At 75.1% G+C, this 15,152-nt stretch carries 19 protein-coding genes and 1 pseudogene; 11 read left to right on the top strand and 9 right to left on the bottom strand.

The features are described from left to right. Positions 1-22: 22 nt before the first annotated feature. Positions 23-829, bottom strand: coding sequence for an N-acetyltransferase (locus tag KSNIM_RS36380; protein WP_263107456.1), 807 nt, complete (start codon positions 827-829; stop codon positions 23-25). A gap of 137 nt (positions 830-966) precedes the next feature. Here KSNIM_RS36380 and cpt point away from each other — a divergent pair, with 137 nt between their 5' ends. The 4 genes and pseudogenes from cpt to KSNIM_RS36360 all read left to right on the top strand — a co-directional run bounded on the left by cpt (position 967) and on the right by KSNIM_RS36360 (position 4,570). Then, positions 967-1,497: a chloramphenicol phosphotransferase CPT gene (cpt, locus tag KSNIM_RS36375; RefSeq protein WP_263107455.1), complete on the top strand. Its 531-nt coding sequence runs from the start codon at positions 967-969 to the stop codon at positions 1,495-1,497. Between the two features lie 147 nt (positions 1,498-1,644). Next, positions 1,645-2,001 (top strand): ArsR/SmtB family transcription factor, encoded by a 357-nt coding sequence (locus KSNIM_RS36370; RefSeq protein WP_263107454.1) that lies wholly within the window; start codon positions 1,645-1,647, stop codon positions 1,999-2,001. Positions 2,002-2,121: 120 nt separating this feature from the next. Further along, positions 2,122-3,537, top strand: a complete 1,416-nt coding sequence (locus KSNIM_RS36365; protein ID WP_263107453.1) for an MFS transporter — start codon at positions 2,122-2,124, stop codon at positions 3,535-3,537. A 95-nt stretch (positions 3,538-3,632) separates the two neighbouring features. Further along, a pseudogene (locus KSNIM_RS36360) lies at positions 3,633-4,570 on the top strand (MerR family transcriptional regulator). Positions 4,571-4,669: 99 nt separating this feature from the next. Here the strand turns inward: KSNIM_RS36360 and KSNIM_RS36355 are convergent. Then, positions 4,670-5,173, bottom strand: coding sequence for a DUF1203 domain-containing protein (locus tag KSNIM_RS36355; RefSeq protein WP_263107452.1), 504 nt, complete (start codon positions 5,171-5,173; stop codon positions 4,670-4,672). A gap of 258 nt (positions 5,174-5,431) precedes the next feature. Between KSNIM_RS36355 and KSNIM_RS36350 the strand changes: the two genes are divergently transcribed. From KSNIM_RS36350 to KSNIM_RS36330, 5 genes are all read left to right on the top strand, one after another. Then, positions 5,432-6,049 (top strand): GPP34 family phosphoprotein, encoded by a 618-nt coding sequence (locus KSNIM_RS36350; RefSeq protein ID WP_263107451.1) that lies wholly within the window; start codon positions 5,432-5,434, stop codon positions 6,047-6,049. Positions 6,050-6,676: 627 nt separating this feature from the next. Next, positions 6,677-7,387 carry a DUF6193 family natural product biosynthesis protein gene (locus KSNIM_RS36345; protein WP_263107450.1) on the top strand — a complete coding sequence of 237 codons (711 nt, stop codon included), beginning with the start codon at positions 6,677-6,679 and terminating at the stop codon, positions 7,385-7,387. Between the two features lie 100 nt (positions 7,388-7,487). Continuing rightward, positions 7,488-7,655: a hypothetical protein gene (locus KSNIM_RS36340; protein ID WP_263107449.1), complete on the top strand. Its 168-nt coding sequence runs from the start codon at positions 7,488-7,490 to the stop codon at positions 7,653-7,655. Positions 7,656-7,832: 177 nt separating this feature from the next. Then, a complete protein-coding gene (locus KSNIM_RS36335; protein ID WP_263107448.1) occupies positions 7,833-8,501 on the top strand; it encodes an O-methyltransferase in 669 nt (222 codons plus the stop codon). Positions 8,502-8,732: 231 nt separating this feature from the next. Then, positions 8,733-9,131: an STAS domain-containing protein gene (locus KSNIM_RS36330; protein WP_263107447.1), complete on the top strand. Its 399-nt coding sequence runs from the start codon at positions 8,733-8,735 to the stop codon at positions 9,129-9,131. 366 nt (positions 9,132-9,497) lie between these two features. Here the strand turns inward: KSNIM_RS36330 and KSNIM_RS36325 are convergent, their stop codons facing one another. Further along, entirely contained in the window at positions 9,498-10,040 is a 543-nt protein-coding gene (locus KSNIM_RS36325; protein ID WP_263107446.1) for a GNAT family N-acetyltransferase, read from the bottom strand. A 6-nt stretch (positions 10,041-10,046) separates the two neighbouring features. Continuing rightward, a complete protein-coding gene (locus KSNIM_RS36320; RefSeq protein WP_263107445.1) occupies positions 10,047-10,526 on the bottom strand; it encodes an Rrf2 family transcriptional regulator in 480 nt (159 codons plus the stop codon). A 488-nt stretch (positions 10,527-11,014) separates the two neighbouring features. Here KSNIM_RS36320 and KSNIM_RS36315 point away from each other — a divergent pair, with 488 nt between their 5' ends. Then, entirely contained in the window at positions 11,015-11,515 is a 501-nt protein-coding gene (locus KSNIM_RS36315) for a DUF5709 domain-containing protein (RefSeq protein WP_263107444.1), read from the top strand. Positions 11,516-11,744: 229 nt separating this feature from the next. Here KSNIM_RS36315 and KSNIM_RS36310 read toward each other — a convergent pair whose 3' ends face one another. The 4 genes from KSNIM_RS36310 to gvpO all read right to left on the bottom strand — a co-directional run bounded on the left by KSNIM_RS36310 (position 11,745) and on the right by gvpO (position 13,623). Further along, complete coding sequence (locus KSNIM_RS36310; RefSeq protein WP_263107443.1) at positions 11,745-12,008, bottom strand: gas vesicle protein GvpG; 264 nt, start codon at positions 12,006-12,008, stop codon at positions 11,745-11,747. 9 nt (positions 12,009-12,017) lie between these two features. Next, positions 12,018-12,731 (bottom strand): GvpL/GvpF family gas vesicle protein, encoded by a 714-nt coding sequence (locus KSNIM_RS36305; protein ID WP_263107442.1) that lies wholly within the window; start codon positions 12,729-12,731, stop codon positions 12,018-12,020. 3 nt (positions 12,732-12,734) lie between these two features. Continuing rightward, the gene (locus KSNIM_RS36300) at positions 12,735-13,178 is read right to left on the bottom strand and encodes a gas vesicle structural protein GvpA (RefSeq protein WP_263107441.1); all 444 of its coding nucleotides are present in this window, start codon (positions 13,176-13,178) and stop codon (positions 12,735-12,737) included. A gap of 67 nt (positions 13,179-13,245) precedes the next feature. Further along, entirely contained in the window at positions 13,246-13,623 is a 378-nt protein-coding gene (gene gvpO, locus KSNIM_RS36295) for a gas vesicle protein (RefSeq protein WP_263107440.1), read from the bottom strand. 285 nt (positions 13,624-13,908) lie between these two features. Between gvpO and KSNIM_RS36290 the strand changes: the two genes are divergently transcribed. Then, positions 13,909-14,529 (top strand): L-threonylcarbamoyladenylate synthase, encoded by a 621-nt coding sequence (locus KSNIM_RS36290; protein ID WP_263107439.1) that lies wholly within the window; start codon positions 13,909-13,911, stop codon positions 14,527-14,529. Positions 14,530-14,590: 61 nt separating this feature from the next. On the opposite strand, the gene KSNIM_RS36285 is transcribed toward KSNIM_RS36290, so the two are convergent. Next, positions 14,591-15,037, bottom strand: a complete 447-nt coding sequence (locus KSNIM_RS36285) for an SRPBCC family protein (RefSeq protein ID WP_263107438.1) — start codon at positions 15,035-15,037, stop codon at positions 14,591-14,593. Positions 15,038-15,152 lie beyond the last annotated feature (115 nt).

The raw sequence follows: 15,152 nt of genomic DNA, 5'->3' as shown, positions 1-15,152 counted from the left end.
CTCCCCGGTGCATCATCGCCCGTCAGGAGTCCTCGGCGCCGGCGATCGGCGCCACGGGGCGCAGCGGGTGCCGCACCCAGACGTTGGGTTCGACGTAGACCGCCCGGTCCTGGGCGAGGTCGGTGTGCACGGGTACGAGGGCGCCGGGCACCTCGGTGCCGCCGTCGCGGTCGAAGGGCAGGCCGGTCCACTGCCGCCACTGTTCGAGCGAGCCGCTGACGGTCATGGAGGCGGGTGCGACCTTGACGATGCTGCCGCCGGCCTTCACGTGGACGCGCAGCCACGGGTCCTCGGGCAGTCCGTCCGTGCGGGTTCGCGTGAGGTACTCGGCCATGGGCAGCCGGGGCAGGAGGTGCTTGGCCGTCGGGCGGACGGGGGCGAGCAGCGCGGTGTGGCCCTGACGCTCCGCGGCGCTGCGGAGGGCGTTCAGCATGCGGTAGGACAGGCCGCGGCCGAGGTGCCGGGTGTCCACCGTGATCTCCAGGGCGCTGGCCGCGGTCGGTGCGGCGGAGCGGCGCAGGTCGTGGAAGGCCCAGGAGAGCACCTGGTCCCACCCCTGGTCGGGTGTCTCCTCGCGGCCGTCCGCGTGCGCGTCGAAGGGGACGGCCAGGGCCCGGGCGACCACCCGGTCGCCGTCGGTGGCCACGGCGCAGTACTGCGGGAACTCGGCGACGACCCGGTCCAGCAGGGTGCCGGCGACCAGGTCGTGCGGGATGAACGCGGGCCAGGTCTCGTCGATCTCGTAGACCCGCGGGATCAGCTCGGGGCGCTCCGCCGCCGTGGTGATCGTCAGTGTGTCGGTGCCTGCCACAGCCCGACACCCTGTCATGGCCGCACCCATCGCTGCCACTTGTTTCCGCAGGCCGGAGCCGGGGGGTCTGGGTCACCGCTCGCCGGGCGGAGGCTCGCCCGGCGGCGGACGGCCGGTTTCGGGTGCCGTCCCGGCGCGTCTGCTGTGGCGCCGTGATGACTCAGGTGATCGTTCTCAACGGTGGTTCCAGCTCGGGGAAGTCGGGGATCGTGCGGTGCCTGCAGGCCGTCCTGCCGGACCCGTGGCTGGCGTTCGGGACGGACACGCTGGTCGAGGCGATGCCGGCGTCGATGCGGGCGTCGGACGGCGGGATCGAGTTCGCCCCGGACGGAGCGGTCGTCGTCGGCCCGGAGTTCCGCACGCTGGAGGCGGCCTGGATCGCGGGGGTCGCCGTGATGGCCCGCGCGGGTGCCCGGGTCGTCGTCGGCGAGGTGTTCCTCGGCGGGGCGGACTCCCAGCGGCGGTGGCGGTACGCCCTGGACGGCCTGCGGGTGCTGGGGGTCGGCGTCAGGTGCGACGGCGCGGTGGCCGCCGGTCGCGAGGTGGCCCGGGGCGACCGGGTCGTCGGCATGGCCGCGTCCCAGGCGGATGCGGTGCACCGGGGTGTGGTCTACGACCTGGAGGTGGACACCACGCACAGCGAGTCGACGGCGTGCGCACGGGCCATCGCCGCACACATCGGCTGACCGGCGGCCGGGCGCCGGCAGCGAGGCGGCCTCCGTCGCCGGTCGTCGGTCGCCAGGCGCCCGCCGCCACCGCTCGCCGCTCGCCGCCCACCGCTCGCCGCAACAGGTGCGCACCTGCGCAACCGTGGCTGCATCTACGATGTCCGCATGGACACGCGCCCGCCGCTCGCAGATGCACACTACTCGCAGCAGCGCTCCGCCGGCGAGCGCCTCGACGTCGCGGCCTCCGTCCTGGCCCTGCTGGCCGACCGCACCCGGCTCGCGCTGATGGAGCGGCTCGGCCGCGGCGAGGCGGACGTCACCACGCTCGTCGAGGCGACCGGGGCCGCCCGGCCTTCGGTCAGCCAGCACTTGGCGAAGCTCCGCCTCGCAGGGCTGGTCGCGACCCGCAAGGACGGGCGCCGCGTCGTGTACTCGCTGCGCCACGGCCATCTGCGCCGACTGGTCGACGAGGCGCTGAACGTCGCCGACCACCAGATCGGCTCGCTGGCGCCGCACGACTGACCCTGACACGACCCGCCCCACGCCCCACGGCGTCTCGCCCCACGGCAAACATGTGCGCGAGTACGCACATATTGCCTATGATGGCCGGATAGCACCCTGCCGAGCGAGGGACCTGGGCCGATGCTGTCCGTTCTGCGCAACCGCACCTACCGACACCTCTTCACCGCCCAGGTCGTCGCCCTGGTCGGCACGGGGCTGGCGACCGTGGCGCTCGCCCTGCTGGCCTACGACCTCGCCGGGGCCGATGCGGGAGCGGTGCTGGGCACCGCTCTGGCGATCAAGATGGTCGCGTACGTGGCGATCGCACCGCTCGCGGGTGCGCTTGCCGGGCGGGTGCCGCGGCGGGCCCTGATGGTCGCGGCGGACCTGATCCGGGCCGGAACGGCCCTGGCGCTGCCGTTCGTGGACCAGGTGTGGCAGATCTACCTGACGGTGTTCCTGCTGCAGGCGGCCTCGGCGGCGTTCACCCCGACCTTCCAGGCGACGATCCCGCAGGTGCTGCCCGCGGAGCGCGACTACACCAGTGCCCTGTCCATGTCGCGGCTCGCCTACGACCTGGAGTCGCTGTTCAGCCCGGCGCTGGCCGCCCTGCTGCTGACCGCGGTGAGCTACGACTGGCTGTTCGCCGGGACGACCCTCGGCTTCCTCGCCTCCGCCGCCCTGGTCGTCTCCGCCGTCCTGCCGAAGGCTCCCCCGGTCGAACGTGCCGCGGGCGTCCACTCCGCGGGCGTCCGCGCTCCGGTCGAACGAGCCGCCGGCGTCCGCGCGCGGATGGTGTTCGGCTCCCGGCTGTTCCTGGCCACACCCAGGCTCCGCGCCCTGCTCGCCCTCGACCTCGCGGTCGCCGCCGCCGGGGCGATCGTCTTCGTCGACACCGTCGTGGTGGTGCGCGAGCACTTCCACCGCCCCGCCGGGGACGTCTCGCTCGCCCTCGGCGCCTACGGCGCCGGATCGATGGCCGCCGCCCTGCTGCTGCCCCGCGTGCTGGCCCGAGTGGGCGACCGGGCGGTGATGCTGCCGGCCGCCCTCGCCCTGCCCGCCGTCCTCGCCGCGGTCGCCGCGGTCACCGCCGCGCCGCCGAGCGGATGGACGTGGTCCGCGCTGCTGGCGGCGTGGGCACTGGTCGGCGCGGCCGGCGCGGCGGTCCTCACCCCCGGTGGTCGGGTGATCCGCCGTTCGGCGGCCGGGGCCGACCTGCCGGCGGCCTTCGCCGCGCAGTTCTCGCTCTCGCACTCCTGCTGGCTGCTGACCTACCCGCTCGCCGGCTGGCTCGCCGCCGCGGCCGGGCTGCCCGTCACCGCGCTCACCCTCGGGGTCCTCGCCCTCGCCGCGGCCGTGGGCGCCATCGCCCTGTGGCCGCGCCGCGACCCGGACGCGCTCCGGCACGAGCACACCGACCTGCCGCCCGGGCACCCCCACCTCACCGGCGCCCACCCGTCCCGGGCCGGCGCCTGGAGCCACGGCCACCACTACGTCATCGACGAACACCACCACGCCTGGCCCCGGGCCGGACGCACCGGGGCCGCCGCGCGGTGACGCCCGGCGCTCGACGCACTGTGACGCCCGGCCTCGACGCGCAACGGGCGGCAGGACTTGAGTCTCCCCCTACCGCAGACGCCACGATGGGGGCCGTGAACGGCGACACGCTCCACTCCATCGGCGAACTGGCCCGGCGGACCGGCCTCACGGTCAAGACCGTCCGGTTTTGCTCCGACAGCGGGATCGTGACGCCGACGGACCGCACCCCGGCCGGCCACCGCCGCTACACCGTCGACGCCGTCGCCCGCCTCGACCTCGTACGGACCCTGCGGGAGCTGGGGCTCGACCTGCCCACGATCCGCAGGGTCGTGGACCGGGAGCTCTCGCTCCCCGAGGTCGCCGCTGCCCATGCCGAGGCGGTGGCGGCGCAGATGCGCGTCCTGCGTCTGCGGCACGCGGTGCTGACGGCGGCGGCCGAGCGCGGGCTCACCCCGGAGGAGACCGATCTCATGCACCAGCTCGCCCGGCTGTCCGAGGACAAACGCCGATGCCTCGTCGGCGAGTTCCTCGATGCCGTCTTCGGCGGACTCGGCACCGACCCCGCGTTCGCCGGGGTCATGCGCTCGATGACCCCCGAACTGCCCGACGAGCCCGCGGCCGAGCAGACCCGGGCCTGGGTGGAGTGGGCCGAACTGTCCCTGGGCCCGGACTTCCGCGCCGGCGTGCGGCGCGCGGCCGAGGATCTGGCGGCCGAACGCGTTCGGGCCGCCGTCGCGGGCCCGCGCCGCGACCTCGTGGCGGCCGTCCGCGACCGGGTCGCCCCTGCCCTGGCGGCGGGCGTCGACCCCACCGAATCCGCGGCCGATCCGGTGGTCGAGGCGCTCACGGCCGACTACGCCCGCACGTGCGACCGGCCCGACGACGCCGAGCTCCGCCGCCGGCTGCTGTCCGGCCGGAGCGCGTGAACGACCCGCACCGGGACCGGTACCTCCGGCTGCTCGCGGTGATCAACGGCTGGCCCGTGCAGGAGGGCCTGTCACCCGTGCTCACACGGGCGGCCGCGGCTGTGCGCACCCGCGTGCAGCCGTAGCCGCCGGCCGGGCCGGTCGTCGGGACTCGTCCCCGGCGACCGCCGGCCGGCAGCCGACGGGCCGACCGCCCGTCCGGACCGCCGCTCAGGCGTGGGTGTTCACGGCCGGTCGACCCGGAAGTGGTAGCAGCCGTACTCGACGGCCCGCACGTGCACCTGGGCGGTCTCCGGGTCGGCGAAGGCCTCGGCGAGGGCACGGTCGAAGCAGGCGTCGGCGTCCTCGGACAGCTCCACCATGCGGCCGCCCGCGATGTGCCCGCGGTGGTCGTAGCGGCGGAAGGCCCGCAGTGCGCCGGGGCGGGCCCACGGGTAGCCGGCGGCGTCCCCGTCCGGGCCGCCGCAGTCCTCGGCGTGGATGAAGACCGGGCCCTGCTCGTCGTACGCCCCCGGTTCGGCGCCGGTCTCGGCGGCCCAGCGGCGCAGCGGGGCGTAGCAGACCAGGGCGATCCGGTCGCCGACGGGGCTCGGTCGCAGGCAGCAGCGGAGCGGGGCACCGCCCTCCCCGTCCGGGTACGGGTTCATCGGTCGGCCCGCGTCGTCGCGGACGCGGAGCTGCTGCAGGGCGGCGGGGGTGATGGGCTGCGGTCGGTAGGTGCTGGTCATGTCCGTCAGCATCGCGTTCCGGGCCGGCCGGTGCTGGCGGGATTCCGACGGCGGGTTCGGGTCCGGGGCTGGTTCGGGCCCGGGTCGCGATCGGGGCCTGGGTTCGGGTCCGGCAGTGCGTGAGCGCGGGAGCGGCTCGGGACGGGGTGCGGAGACCGGAAATCGGCCTCCGGTGGCGGCGTCGGCGAGGCAGACTGGCAGCAGGTACTGCACCGCTTGCCGCGCACTGCCGCCGATCCGCCGGACGTTGGGCCACCGATGGACACCACACCGCAGGACTTGCTGATCGTCGCCCTGGGGGCGAGCGCCGGGCGCCGTCCCGAGCAGGGCGAGCTGTCGCTGGCGCTCGCCGGGGCCGAGCTGATCGACCTGCTCGACGTCCGGGCTGCCCTGCTGGACGACACCCGGATCGTGCCGCTCGGACCGCCGGCCGTCGCGGACCGGCTGCTGGCCGAGGCCGCGGCGGCGGTCGTCCGCGAGCCGCCGTTCGAATCGGTCGAGGACTGGCTCTGGCGTCGGGGCCGCGGTCTCGCGGCTGCCTACGCGGCCGTGTTCGGGGCCGAGGGCCGGGTCCGCCGCCCTCGGTTCCACCGGACGCACGGGCCGGAGATCGGCGGGCAGGCACCGGCCGAATCCGCCGGACGCCGGGCGGCGCTGGACCGATGGGAGTCGCGGGAGCCCGTGCTCACGGCGCTCACGGTGGCCGTCGGGATCGACGGACCGCCGGCGGACAAGCAGCCGGACATCGTCGACGACGCGGTGGCGGCGGTGCTCGCCGCGGTCAACGACGCGGTGCGGGAGCTGGACGCCGTGCGGCAGCGCCGCGCCGTCGAGGACGCGGCGTTCAACAACATCTGGCGCGGCGCGGTCGGCTGACGGGTGATCGGTGCGGCGGCGCGCCGAACGACGGTGGTCGGGTAGCCGCGGCGGGCGGTCGGCCGGATCAGGGTCTCCGGCGGCAGGACGCCGTCGAGTACTTCCGGCACGTCGGCGGCCGGGTGGCCGAACAGGTCGATGCCGGCGAAGCCCACCGGTGTGGCGCCCGGCCCGCACATGGCCGACGGGCTGCGGCCGAGCGCGACCGACTGCAGCGACAGGTCCTGGGACTTCGGGCGCGCACCAGTCCAACTCGTCCGCGCCGGCGGTCGGTTCGAGATCGCCGCGGCGCACCGTGCGGCACCAGGTCGGTCCAGCAGGGGTACCCGTCGGACATCGCCGATCCCGGCCGGGGCCTCGTCCGCCGCCGCTCGTCCGGGCCGAACGCGAGGGTGCCGGCCTCCTGGGGCAGCACGACCCCGACTCCCGGGAGCCGTTCGAAACATCCGGCGGTCCTCCCCCGCGGTGCGGGCGGGTGCAAACACGGGTACCGGGTACGAGCGGACGGTACGTCAGCGCGGTTGGGCGCGGCGGCGCGCCTGCTGCAGCACGGCGGCGATCGCGCCGAGGCCGACCGGTTGATCTCAACCTCCGCGCCCGGGCGGATCGCCCTGCAGACTGGGGGACATGACCCTCACTCCGCCGGGCGCAGCCCCGGTGCCCGCGACCTGCCCGGAGCCGGCCCGGGCCGATGCCATCCTGGCCCGGCTGCGCCGTGCCGTCGCCGGGTCGGGGATCGACCTGCCGGCGCGCGATCCGGAGCAGTGGGGCCATGCCGCGTTCACTGATGCCGACGGACGCCGGGTGGCCGTGCACCAGCACCGGGACGGGGACTTCCTGGTCCGCTGCCGGAAGCAGGGCGCCTGGCTGGCCGGCGGCAGGACGGCCGACCCGGCGGCAGCGGCGGGGGCCGTGGCAGCCTGGATGGGCGGTGCCGATCTGGCGGAGGCCGGGGCCGCCGCACCGTTCCTCCGCTACGGCGACTGGGCGCTCGCCCATGAACGGGAGCCGCTCGACCCCGTCGAGTTGGCGTGGTGGCACCGGCTCGACAGATACCTGCTCATGCCGCCGGACCACCCCTGCGAGTCGGGCACCCGCGCGCTGCTGGAGGCCGCCCACGCACAACCGCGCCTGCGCCGTCTGACGCCGGTGACCAGCCACTTCATGCTCTGGTTCTCGAGCTGCCACGCGTACCCGTACGAGCGGACGGGGCATGCCGTCGACCCGCAGCGCGACGGGTCCTTCCTGGTCCGTGCCAGGGGCGCCGGGGTGGTCGCGAGCGCGGCAACCGCGGAGGAGGCCGTCGCCCTGGTCGTCGCCGCACTTGCCGAGGGCTGACGGCGGGGGCCGCCCGACGGCGTGCCCGGCTCTCCGTGTGCGGGCGGGAGAACGGGGCAGCCGCCCGGTACCCCTGCTCGTACCAGGAGAGGACGAGGCCATGAGCACACCCGACGACGACCGGGCGCATCCCGACGAGGAGACGCGGGAGCGTTCCGCGGAGGAGCGCAGCATCACGTCCCCCACCCCGGCGGATGTCCGGGCCAAGGCGGAGGACGGCGACGGGGAGGAGCCCGAGCCCCCGGCCGCGGACGCCGTGGCGCCGTGACACCGTGACACCGTGGCGCCGTAGCGCCGTAGCGCCGTAGCGCCGTGACACCGTGGCGCCGTCGCGCCGTAGCGCCCAGGCGGCGGCGCGATCCGCCGGGGGACGGTTGACAGGTCCTGCGGCGGAAACGGTAAGTTCCTTTTCGAAACTCGCCAAGTGCCGAAAGGGAACCTCCGCGTGCCGCAGCCGACCTGGACAGCCGTCGACGACTACTTCAACCACCTGCTCGTCGAGGAGGACGCCGCCCTGCTCGCGGCCGCCGCCACGAGCGAGGCGGCCGGCCTGCCGCCGCACCAGGTCGCGCCGAACCAGGGCAAGCTGCTGCACCTGCTCGCCCTGATGCAGGGCGCCCGCACGATCCTCGAGATCGGCACCCTCGGCGGCTACAGCACCATCTGGCTGGCCCGGGCCCTGCCGGACGGCGGGCGCCTGGTCACGCTGGAGGCCGACCCCCGGTACGCGGCGGTCGCCGCCGGCAACCTCGCGCGCGCCGGTCTGGACGGCCCCGTCGACCTGCGCCTCGGCCGGGCGCTGGACACCCTGCCCCGACTGGCGGAGGAGGGTGCGGGCCCGTTCGACCTGGTCTTCATCGACGCCGACAAGCCCTCCAACCCCGACTATCTGGAGTGGGCACTGCGGCTCACCCGGCCCGGCAGCGTCATCGTCGGCGACAACGTGGTGCGCGACGGCGCGGTCACCGACGCGGCCAGCACCGACCCGCGGGTCCAGGGGGTGCGCCGGTTCACCGAGCTGATCGCCGCCCATCCCCGCCTCACGGCCACCACCCTGCAGACCGTCGGCGCCAAGGGCTACGACGGCTTCACCCTGGCCCTGGTCACCGGGTAGCGGCACCACCGGCGGACACCCCGCAACTGCTGCCGACATCCGGCGCCGCCCCGCCCCCGCCCGCATCACGCCGCGCGTCGGGACCGGGTCCGTCCTCCGCACCGTCGAAGCCAGCGGGCCGTCGGCGGCCCCGGCCCGAGGCTCTGGCATCCGGGGCGGTGTGTCCCACCGCCCAGCCCCCGGCGGCGCGCTTGACTGGACAGGTCCGTCCCACCGACCCGGAGGCTCAGTATGGATGGCCGACAGGGGCCGTACGCGGCGACAGAGCCGGGCAGGACGGCGGTCGTCGGCGCCGACGGCCCGCTCGACATCCTGCAGGCGCGGCAGCTCGGCGCCGCTGCCCGGGATCTCGCGGCCGGCGGCGCCGGGGCACTCGTCCTCGACCTGACCCGCACCCCGTCCGCGGATCCGCTCGGCGTGCTGACACTGGCCGACGAGGTCGCCGCGCTGGCCCGTTCGGGCCTGGCGGTGGCGCTGTGCGGGATGCGGCCCGACCTCGAGCAGCAACTGCACCGCGCGGGCGTCAGCCGGAAGGCCGCCGTGTGCGACACCGTCACCGACGCCTGCCGACTCCTGGCCGTGCCCGCGCCCGCTTCCCCCTCCCCCGGCGCCCCGCCCTCCCGGCCGTGAGCACCCCGTCGACGGCGGGCACGCCGTGCCACCGCCCCCCGCTCGCCCCTGCGGACCCGGGCAGCATGGCGTGTCTCCCCGCCCGCGTGCCGGCCCGGCATCGGTCGACGGCTGTTCCGGGGGTCAGCCGCGCAGGGCGGAGGCGATGACGCCGGAGAGCTTCGCCAGGCCGGGCGCCGCGGTGAAGCGGGTGACACGCTCCACGGTGGTGGCGCGCGGTGCGGTTGGCGACGAAGAACGGAGGGCGGGGCGACGGGGACGGGGAGTCGGGGAACAGGCCGCGCGAGGCGGGGGCGAAGGGCGCGCGCAGGACGGTCTTCTCGGCGTCCTCGAGCATGAAGGCGTTGTGGACGAGCCCCGGGGCGCTCAAGCCCTGCCGGGCCCACCCTCGAAGCCCGCCCGTACCGGCAGGGAGGCGAAGTCCTCGCGGTGCAGGGCGTGGACGGTGCAGGGCCGGCCGAGCACCACGTCCTCGCGCAGCGGTGCGAACCCCAGGCGGGCGGCCACGGCGGTGGAGGCGGCGTTGCCGTGGTGGATCATCGCAGTGATCCGCGTGAGGCCGAGCGCACCGAAGCCCCAGGCCAGGACGGACTGCGCGGCCTCGGTGGCGTAGCCGTTGCCCCAGTGGCTGCGGGCGAAGGTCCAGCCGATCTCGGTCTCGCCGAACCGTTCCCACCAGTTGAGGCCGCAGCGGCCGATGGGCTCGCCGCTCTCCGCGAGTTCGACGGCGCACAGGCCGTGGCCGCGCTCGGCCCACTGCCGCTGGATGTCGTGCAGGCGGGCCGCGGCCTGCGCGTGGGAGTAGGCGCCGACGAACCGGTTCACCTCGTCGTCGGCGTGCAGGCGGACCCACCAGTCGGTGTCGGCCTCGGTGAGGGGGCGCAGGCGCAGGCGTGGCGTGATGAGCACTGTCGTTCAGTCCTTGCTGTGCGTGGTCGAGGGTTCGTCGCCGACGGCCTGCGCGGGCCGGGCGGTGAGGGTCTCGCGCAGCACGTCCGCGACGGTCGTCCGGGCCAGTGCGGAGCGCGCCGCCGTCTCTGCCTCCTCGTAAGCCTGCTGGAGTGCGGGCCGGATGCCCGCGCCGATCGGGCAGGCGGGGTTGGGGGCGGCCCGGTGCAGGCCGAACAGCGGTTCGCCGTCGACCGCCCGGTGGATGTCCAGGAGCGTGATCGTGTCCGGATTGCGGGCCAGCCGCCACCCGGCCCCCGCCCCGTGCCGCACCTCGACCAGTCCGGCCCTGCGCAACCCGCCCAGGCAGCGCCGCAGGACGACCGGGTTGGTGTTGACGCTCTCCGCGGCCTGCTCCGACGTCACCAGGTCCCGGCCGAGCCGACGGACCAGCGCCATCCAGACCAGCACGTGCACGGCGACGGTGAGTCTGCTGTTCGCGGCCATGATCCCTCCCCCTGATGTAACAGTTCCAGTTACATCAAGTGCCTGTCAAGGCCAACAGGCTCCCCGGGCCGCGGTCCTGGCAGGGCATCAGGTACGGGCAACCCACGCCCCGGGCGGGCGACCCCAATCGGCCCGTACGGCGACCGACCTGCCGCCTCCCCGCGGATCGCGCCGGCGGGCCCCCGCCCGGCACCGCTGAACGCGCCCGGGGCGGGCCGCCACCCGGGCGCGGGGCGCGGCACCCCGGCAGGTCCTGCGCCGGGGCGCGCGCCGGGGCCGGGAGCCCGCGTGTTTCGCTCCCGGGGCGACGGACGTACCGTCGAGGGGCGGGACCGATCGCGGGCCGGCCCACTGCACCCGTCGGCCCGGACCGGTCCGGTGCACGGCGGCGGGCCCCGGGGCCGGGCCGCCGGCGCGGATGACCGCCGGCCGAGCGGGTACACGGGACGCCGGAGGGAGAGGGCAGCCGAGACGACCGGGAGGCCGTGATGAGCGACAGCGGCAGGGCGGACGAGGTCTACCAGCCTGCGGACACCGCCGACGAACAGGCCGACGCCTCCGCGCTGGACCTGCAGAACGCCCTCGACGAGCGGACCTACGACGACCTCCTCGACGAGGGGTGGTCACCGCCCGAGCGGCCGCTCGCCGTCCGGCAGCCCGGGACCACGGCCGGTGAGCAGCGCGAGGGCGAGTCGCTCGACCAGCGGCTGGCCCGTGAACTGCCCGATCAGGAAGCCGACCGGGGCGACCTCATCGGCGACCTGCCCGGCGGCGACGGGGAGCCCGTCGACCCCGAGGCGGGGGCCGAGCGGGCCGGCCGCCTGGTCGCGCCCGACGAGGGCGCCCACGCGAGGACCACCGAGCTCTTCGCCGAGGACGTCGGCATCGACGCCGGCGCGGCCTGTGCCGAGGAGGCGGCGGTGCACATCGTCTCCGACAGTGCCCTCGACGGACAGGGCGACCTGGACGAGGACGCGGCCTGGCCGTGACGCTCCGCGTCCGCCCGACCCGGTCCCGTCGCCCGGCCCTGACGACCCGGCCGCCGCGAACGAGGCGCCCCGCCCGGGGCTCCGGAGCGGGCGGGGCGCCGGCTGCAAGGGCTCCGGCGGCGGCCGGGGTACCGGCTGCGGGAGCCGATCACAGGGGGGAGCCGGACGAACACCGGCGTCCCGGCGTCCTCCGCGAGGCAGGCCGCCGCGGTGGGCAGGACGGGGCCGGCTACCCGGGAGCGGGCGGCCCCCGCGATGCCCAGTAAAGGCGGATCTCGTCGAGCCGGTCGAGGAGTTCCTCCTCGCGTTCTTCGAAGGTCGCCTCGTCGATGCGCCCGGAGAGCAGGTCCTGTTCGAGCGCCTTGAGTGCCTCCTCGATCGGGGCGGGGTCGTAGAACTTCTGCTCGGCGGCCTCGGCGACGCGTTCGGCGACCCACACCACGCCGCGGACGGGGGCGAGCGGGAGGGTGAGCAGACCGGTCAGCAGGCCCATGGCGCACCCCTACTGGACGAAGCTGTAGGGCGGGAGCGGCCCGTGCACCCGCAGGGCACGGTCCTCGCCCCAGCGTTCGGCCAACTCCGCGGCCGCCGCCCGGAAGTCGTCCTGCCGGTCCTCCTCGACCAGGAAGGAACCGCTGACGAAGTCGTTCCCGTTGGGCGGATTCTCCCGCACCTCCCGTGCCAACGGGCTGAGCTCGTCGATGAGTTCGGCGGCGGCGGACCGGTTGCGCCGCTGGATCTCACCGGCCACCAGTTCGCCCAGTCTGATCTTCGGCTCGGGGTCGGGGCTCTGCTTCGTCCGTTCGTTGAGGCGCCGGGCCTCGGCGGAGTCCCGGAGGATCTGCCGGAGCAGCGCGTCCTCCTCGGCGGAGGCCTTGACGAGGTGTTCGGCGCATCCGTCGAGGGCGGCCAGCCGTTCCCGGTAGGCGTCGACCTGCTCCCGGAGGACGCCGAGGACCTCCTGGTCGTCCTCGGCGACGGCACCGAAGCGCAGCGGCAGGACGGGGCCTTCGGACATCAGGCTCTCGACCACCTCCTGGTGCGCCACGAGGTCGCGCCGGCGTGCCCGGAGTCCTTCGGGTGCGCGGCTGACCACGGCCCTCAGCCCGGAGCCGGCGAGGGCCCGCAAGGCCTCGGGCGGGGAGCCGACTCCGGTCAGCCGCCCGAGCCCGCCGGGGTGGGTGTCGGCCGTGATCGCGTAGACGTACACGGACATGGCTCACTCCTCCCGTGCCCGCGTGGCCCGCCGGGCGGGGCGTGTCCGCCTCTCCCGCCGTTCGGGTTCGGGCTCCCGGTCCTCGAGCTTCTCGCGGATGCTGTCGGTCACGGCCTCGACCGCGCCGGTGATCGCTCCCTTGCTCTTGCCGCGGGCACCTCCCTCGGTCATCTCGCCGACCAGCTCCGGCAGCTTGGTGGGGGCCTTGCGGCCCGACTCCAGGTCGAGCCGGTTGCAGGCCTCGGCGAAGCGCAGGTAGGTGTCCACACTGGCCACCACCACTCGGGCGTCGATCTTCAGGATCTCGATCCCGACCAGGGAGACCCGGACGAACACGTCGATGACCAGTCCCCGGTCCAGGATCAGTTCGACGACGTCGTACAGCGTGCCGGTGCTTGCGCCCCCGACTGCCACGTTGCCTCCGCCGCTCTGCGGCACCACGGTCACGATGACTCCTCTCATCGGCCGCGTGCCCCACCGCGGCTCCTGCACGGTCCGTCTTCCGTTTGCGGTACTAGCTCGGACGGCGATCGACCTCGGCGCGCGTGTAGCGACGCGTCCGCTCGTAGCCGATGAGCTCTCCGTCGGTGTCCAGCAGCACCCGGTAACTCGCCATCACGCTGCTCGTCTCCGGGATCCGCTCGACCTCCACGACCTCCACCTCGGCCTCCCAGCCCTCCTCGGTGCGCCGGATTCCGGAGACGGACTCCGGCGCCCTCCCCAGGAGCTCGGCCAGCTGCGACGCCGCGGTGCGCATCGCACGGGCCACGGACACCGTGTGACCGCCCGTGCGGGTGGCCCGGACTTCGCCGTCCTCGGCGCCTCGTGCTGAGCGGGCGCTGCGGCCGGTTCGCCGTGGCGCGGGCTCGGCGTCACGGGCTTCGCGGGGCATGATCGCATCCCTCCGTCGGCGTGGGTCAACCCGCGCTTACCCATCTCGACCACTTCAAACGGAACCTCACGTTCCGGTGAGCGTGCCGTCACGGAGCCGGCTCCCGAGCGGGCGACACGGACGATGGCCAGCCGACGTCGATGTCGGGGCTGCGGAGGGCGGCGCAAGGCTGCGAACAGGCGGTCGCAGGTGTGGTTCGCAGGTGTGGTCGAACAGGCGGCCGGAGCCTCCGGGCGGGTCGGCGCGTCCCTCTCCGGCACCGGCCGGATGCCGTAAGTTTGGCCAATGGCAAAGTACTTCGACGTGCACCCGCAGACCCCTCAGGCGCGCACCATCGGCACCGTGGCCGACAGTCTCCGCTCCGGGGCGCTCATCGCCTACCCCACCGACTCCTGTTTCGCGCTCGGCTGCCGGTTGGACAACCACGACGCCCTGGAGCGGATCCGGTCGATCCGGCGGCTGGACGACCGCCACCACTTCACCCTGGTGTGCGAGAACTTCGCGCAGCTGGGCCAGTTCGTCCACATCGACAACGACGTGTTCCGCGCGGTCAAGGCGGCGACGCCGGGCAGCTACACCTTCATCCTGCCCGCCACCAAGGAGGTGCCGCGCCGGCTGCAGCACCCGAAGAAGAAGACGGTGGGCGTCCGGATCCCCGACCACGCCGTGGCCCGGGCCCTGCTCGCCGAGCTCGGCGAGCCGCTGGTCTCCAGCACCCTGCTGCTTCCCGGCGAGGAGGAGCCGATGACGCAGGGCTGGGAGATCAAGGAGCGGCTCGACCACGTGCTGGACGCGGTCGTGGACTCGGGCGACTGCGGCACCGAACCGACCACGGTGGTGGACTTCTCGAGCGGCGAGGCGGAGATCGTCCGCCGCGGCGCCGGCGACCCCTCGCGCTTCGAATGAGCGCTCGGCGGTGGCACGTCCGGCCGGCCGCATCCGCTGCGTCCGGCCACGGCGTCGGACCTCAGCGGTCGGCCACAGGCGCGGCGAGGACCTGCGGCAGCCGGGCCGCGACGCCGTCCGCCAGGTCCTCGAACGCGCCCTTGAGGAACGGCGCGGCGAGCCTCGCCATGCCCTTGAAGCGCAGCTGCGCCCGGTAGTCGACGACCGCGCCGCCCCCGGCGGCGGGCCGGACGGTGATGTCGTCGATGGCGGTGACCGTCCGGTTCTCCCCCACGAACAGCAGGCGCTCCGCGTCCCGGCGGACGAGCCGGTACTCCAGCTGTGTGGTGCGTCCGCGGAAGCGAGAGGTGTTGGTCCAGCGCGACCCCTCCGTCACCGGGCCCGTGCCGGTGCGGACGCACCTGACCGTGCCCGGGTCCCACTCGGCCGTGTGGGCGAAGTCCGCGAGGTAGCGCAGCACCTCCTCGGCGGGCCGTCCGACCGGGATCCGACGTTCGACGGTGACCATGGCGGCTCCTCCCTGGGGCAGCGGGCCGCCCGGTGTGCGTCCCGCTCCTGCCGTTCGGAGCCGCCGGCCGGTCGGATCGGTCCGTTCCGGCCGGTCCGTTCCCTCGGTCCGTTCA

Source organism: Kitasatospora sp. DSM 101779 (assembly GCF_025655475.1).
Classification (GTDB): Bacteria; Actinomycetota; Actinomycetes; order Streptomycetales; family Streptomycetaceae; genus Kitasatospora.
The sequence above is the reverse complement of the archived record's forward strand: the minus strand, read 5'-3'. Positions and strand labels throughout refer to the sequence as shown.

Coding starts and splice junctions, on each gene's coding strand:
- KSNIM_RS36340 (WP_263107449.1), top strand. CDS start 7,488: ATGAGCACACCCGACGACGACCGGGCGCATCCCGACGAGGAGACGCGG.
- KSNIM_RS36285 (WP_263107438.1), bottom strand. CDS start 15,037: ATGGTCACCGTCGAACGTCGGATCCCGGTCGGACGGCCCGCCGAGGAG.
- KSNIM_RS36315 (WP_263107444.1), top strand. CDS start 11,015: ATGAGCGACAGCGGCAGGGCGGACGAGGTCTACCAGCCTGCGGACACC.
- KSNIM_RS36345 (WP_263107450.1), top strand. CDS start 6,677: ATGACCCTCACTCCGCCGGGCGCAGCCCCGGTGCCCGCGACCTGCCCG.
- KSNIM_RS36350 (WP_263107451.1), top strand. CDS start 5,432: ATGGACACCACACCGCAGGACTTGCTGATCGTCGCCCTGGGGGCGAGC.
- KSNIM_RS36355 (WP_263107452.1), bottom strand. CDS start 5,173: ATGACCAGCACCTACCGACCGCAGCCCATCACCCCCGCCGCCCTGCAG.
- KSNIM_RS36305 (WP_263107442.1), bottom strand. CDS start 12,731: ATGTCCGTGTACGTCTACGCGATCACGGCCGACACCCACCCCGGCGGG.
- KSNIM_RS36290 (WP_263107439.1), top strand. CDS start 13,909: ATGGCAAAGTACTTCGACGTGCACCCGCAGACCCCTCAGGCGCGCACC.
- KSNIM_RS36365 (WP_263107453.1), top strand. CDS start 2,122: ATGCTGTCCGTTCTGCGCAACCGCACCTACCGACACCTCTTCACCGCC.
- KSNIM_RS36320 (WP_263107445.1), bottom strand. CDS start 10,526: ATGGCCGCGAACAGCAGACTCACCGTCGCCGTGCACGTGCTGGTCTGG.
- KSNIM_RS36370 (WP_263107454.1), top strand. CDS start 1,645: ATGGACACGCGCCCGCCGCTCGCAGATGCACACTACTCGCAGCAGCGC.
- KSNIM_RS36310 (WP_263107443.1), bottom strand. CDS start 12,008: ATGGGCCTGCTGACCGGTCTGCTCACCCTCCCGCTCGCCCCCGTCCGC.
- KSNIM_RS36380 (WP_263107456.1), bottom strand. CDS start 829: ATGACAGGGTGTCGGGCTGTGGCAGGCACCGACACACTGACGATCACC.
- cpt (WP_263107455.1), top strand. CDS start 967: ATGACTCAGGTGATCGTTCTCAACGGTGGTTCCAGCTCGGGGAAGTCG.
- KSNIM_RS36330 (WP_263107447.1), top strand. CDS start 8,733: ATGGATGGCCGACAGGGGCCGTACGCGGCGACAGAGCCGGGCAGGACG.
- gvpO (WP_263107440.1), bottom strand. CDS start 13,623: ATGCCCCGCGAAGCCCGTGACGCCGAGCCCGCGCCACGGCGAACCGGC.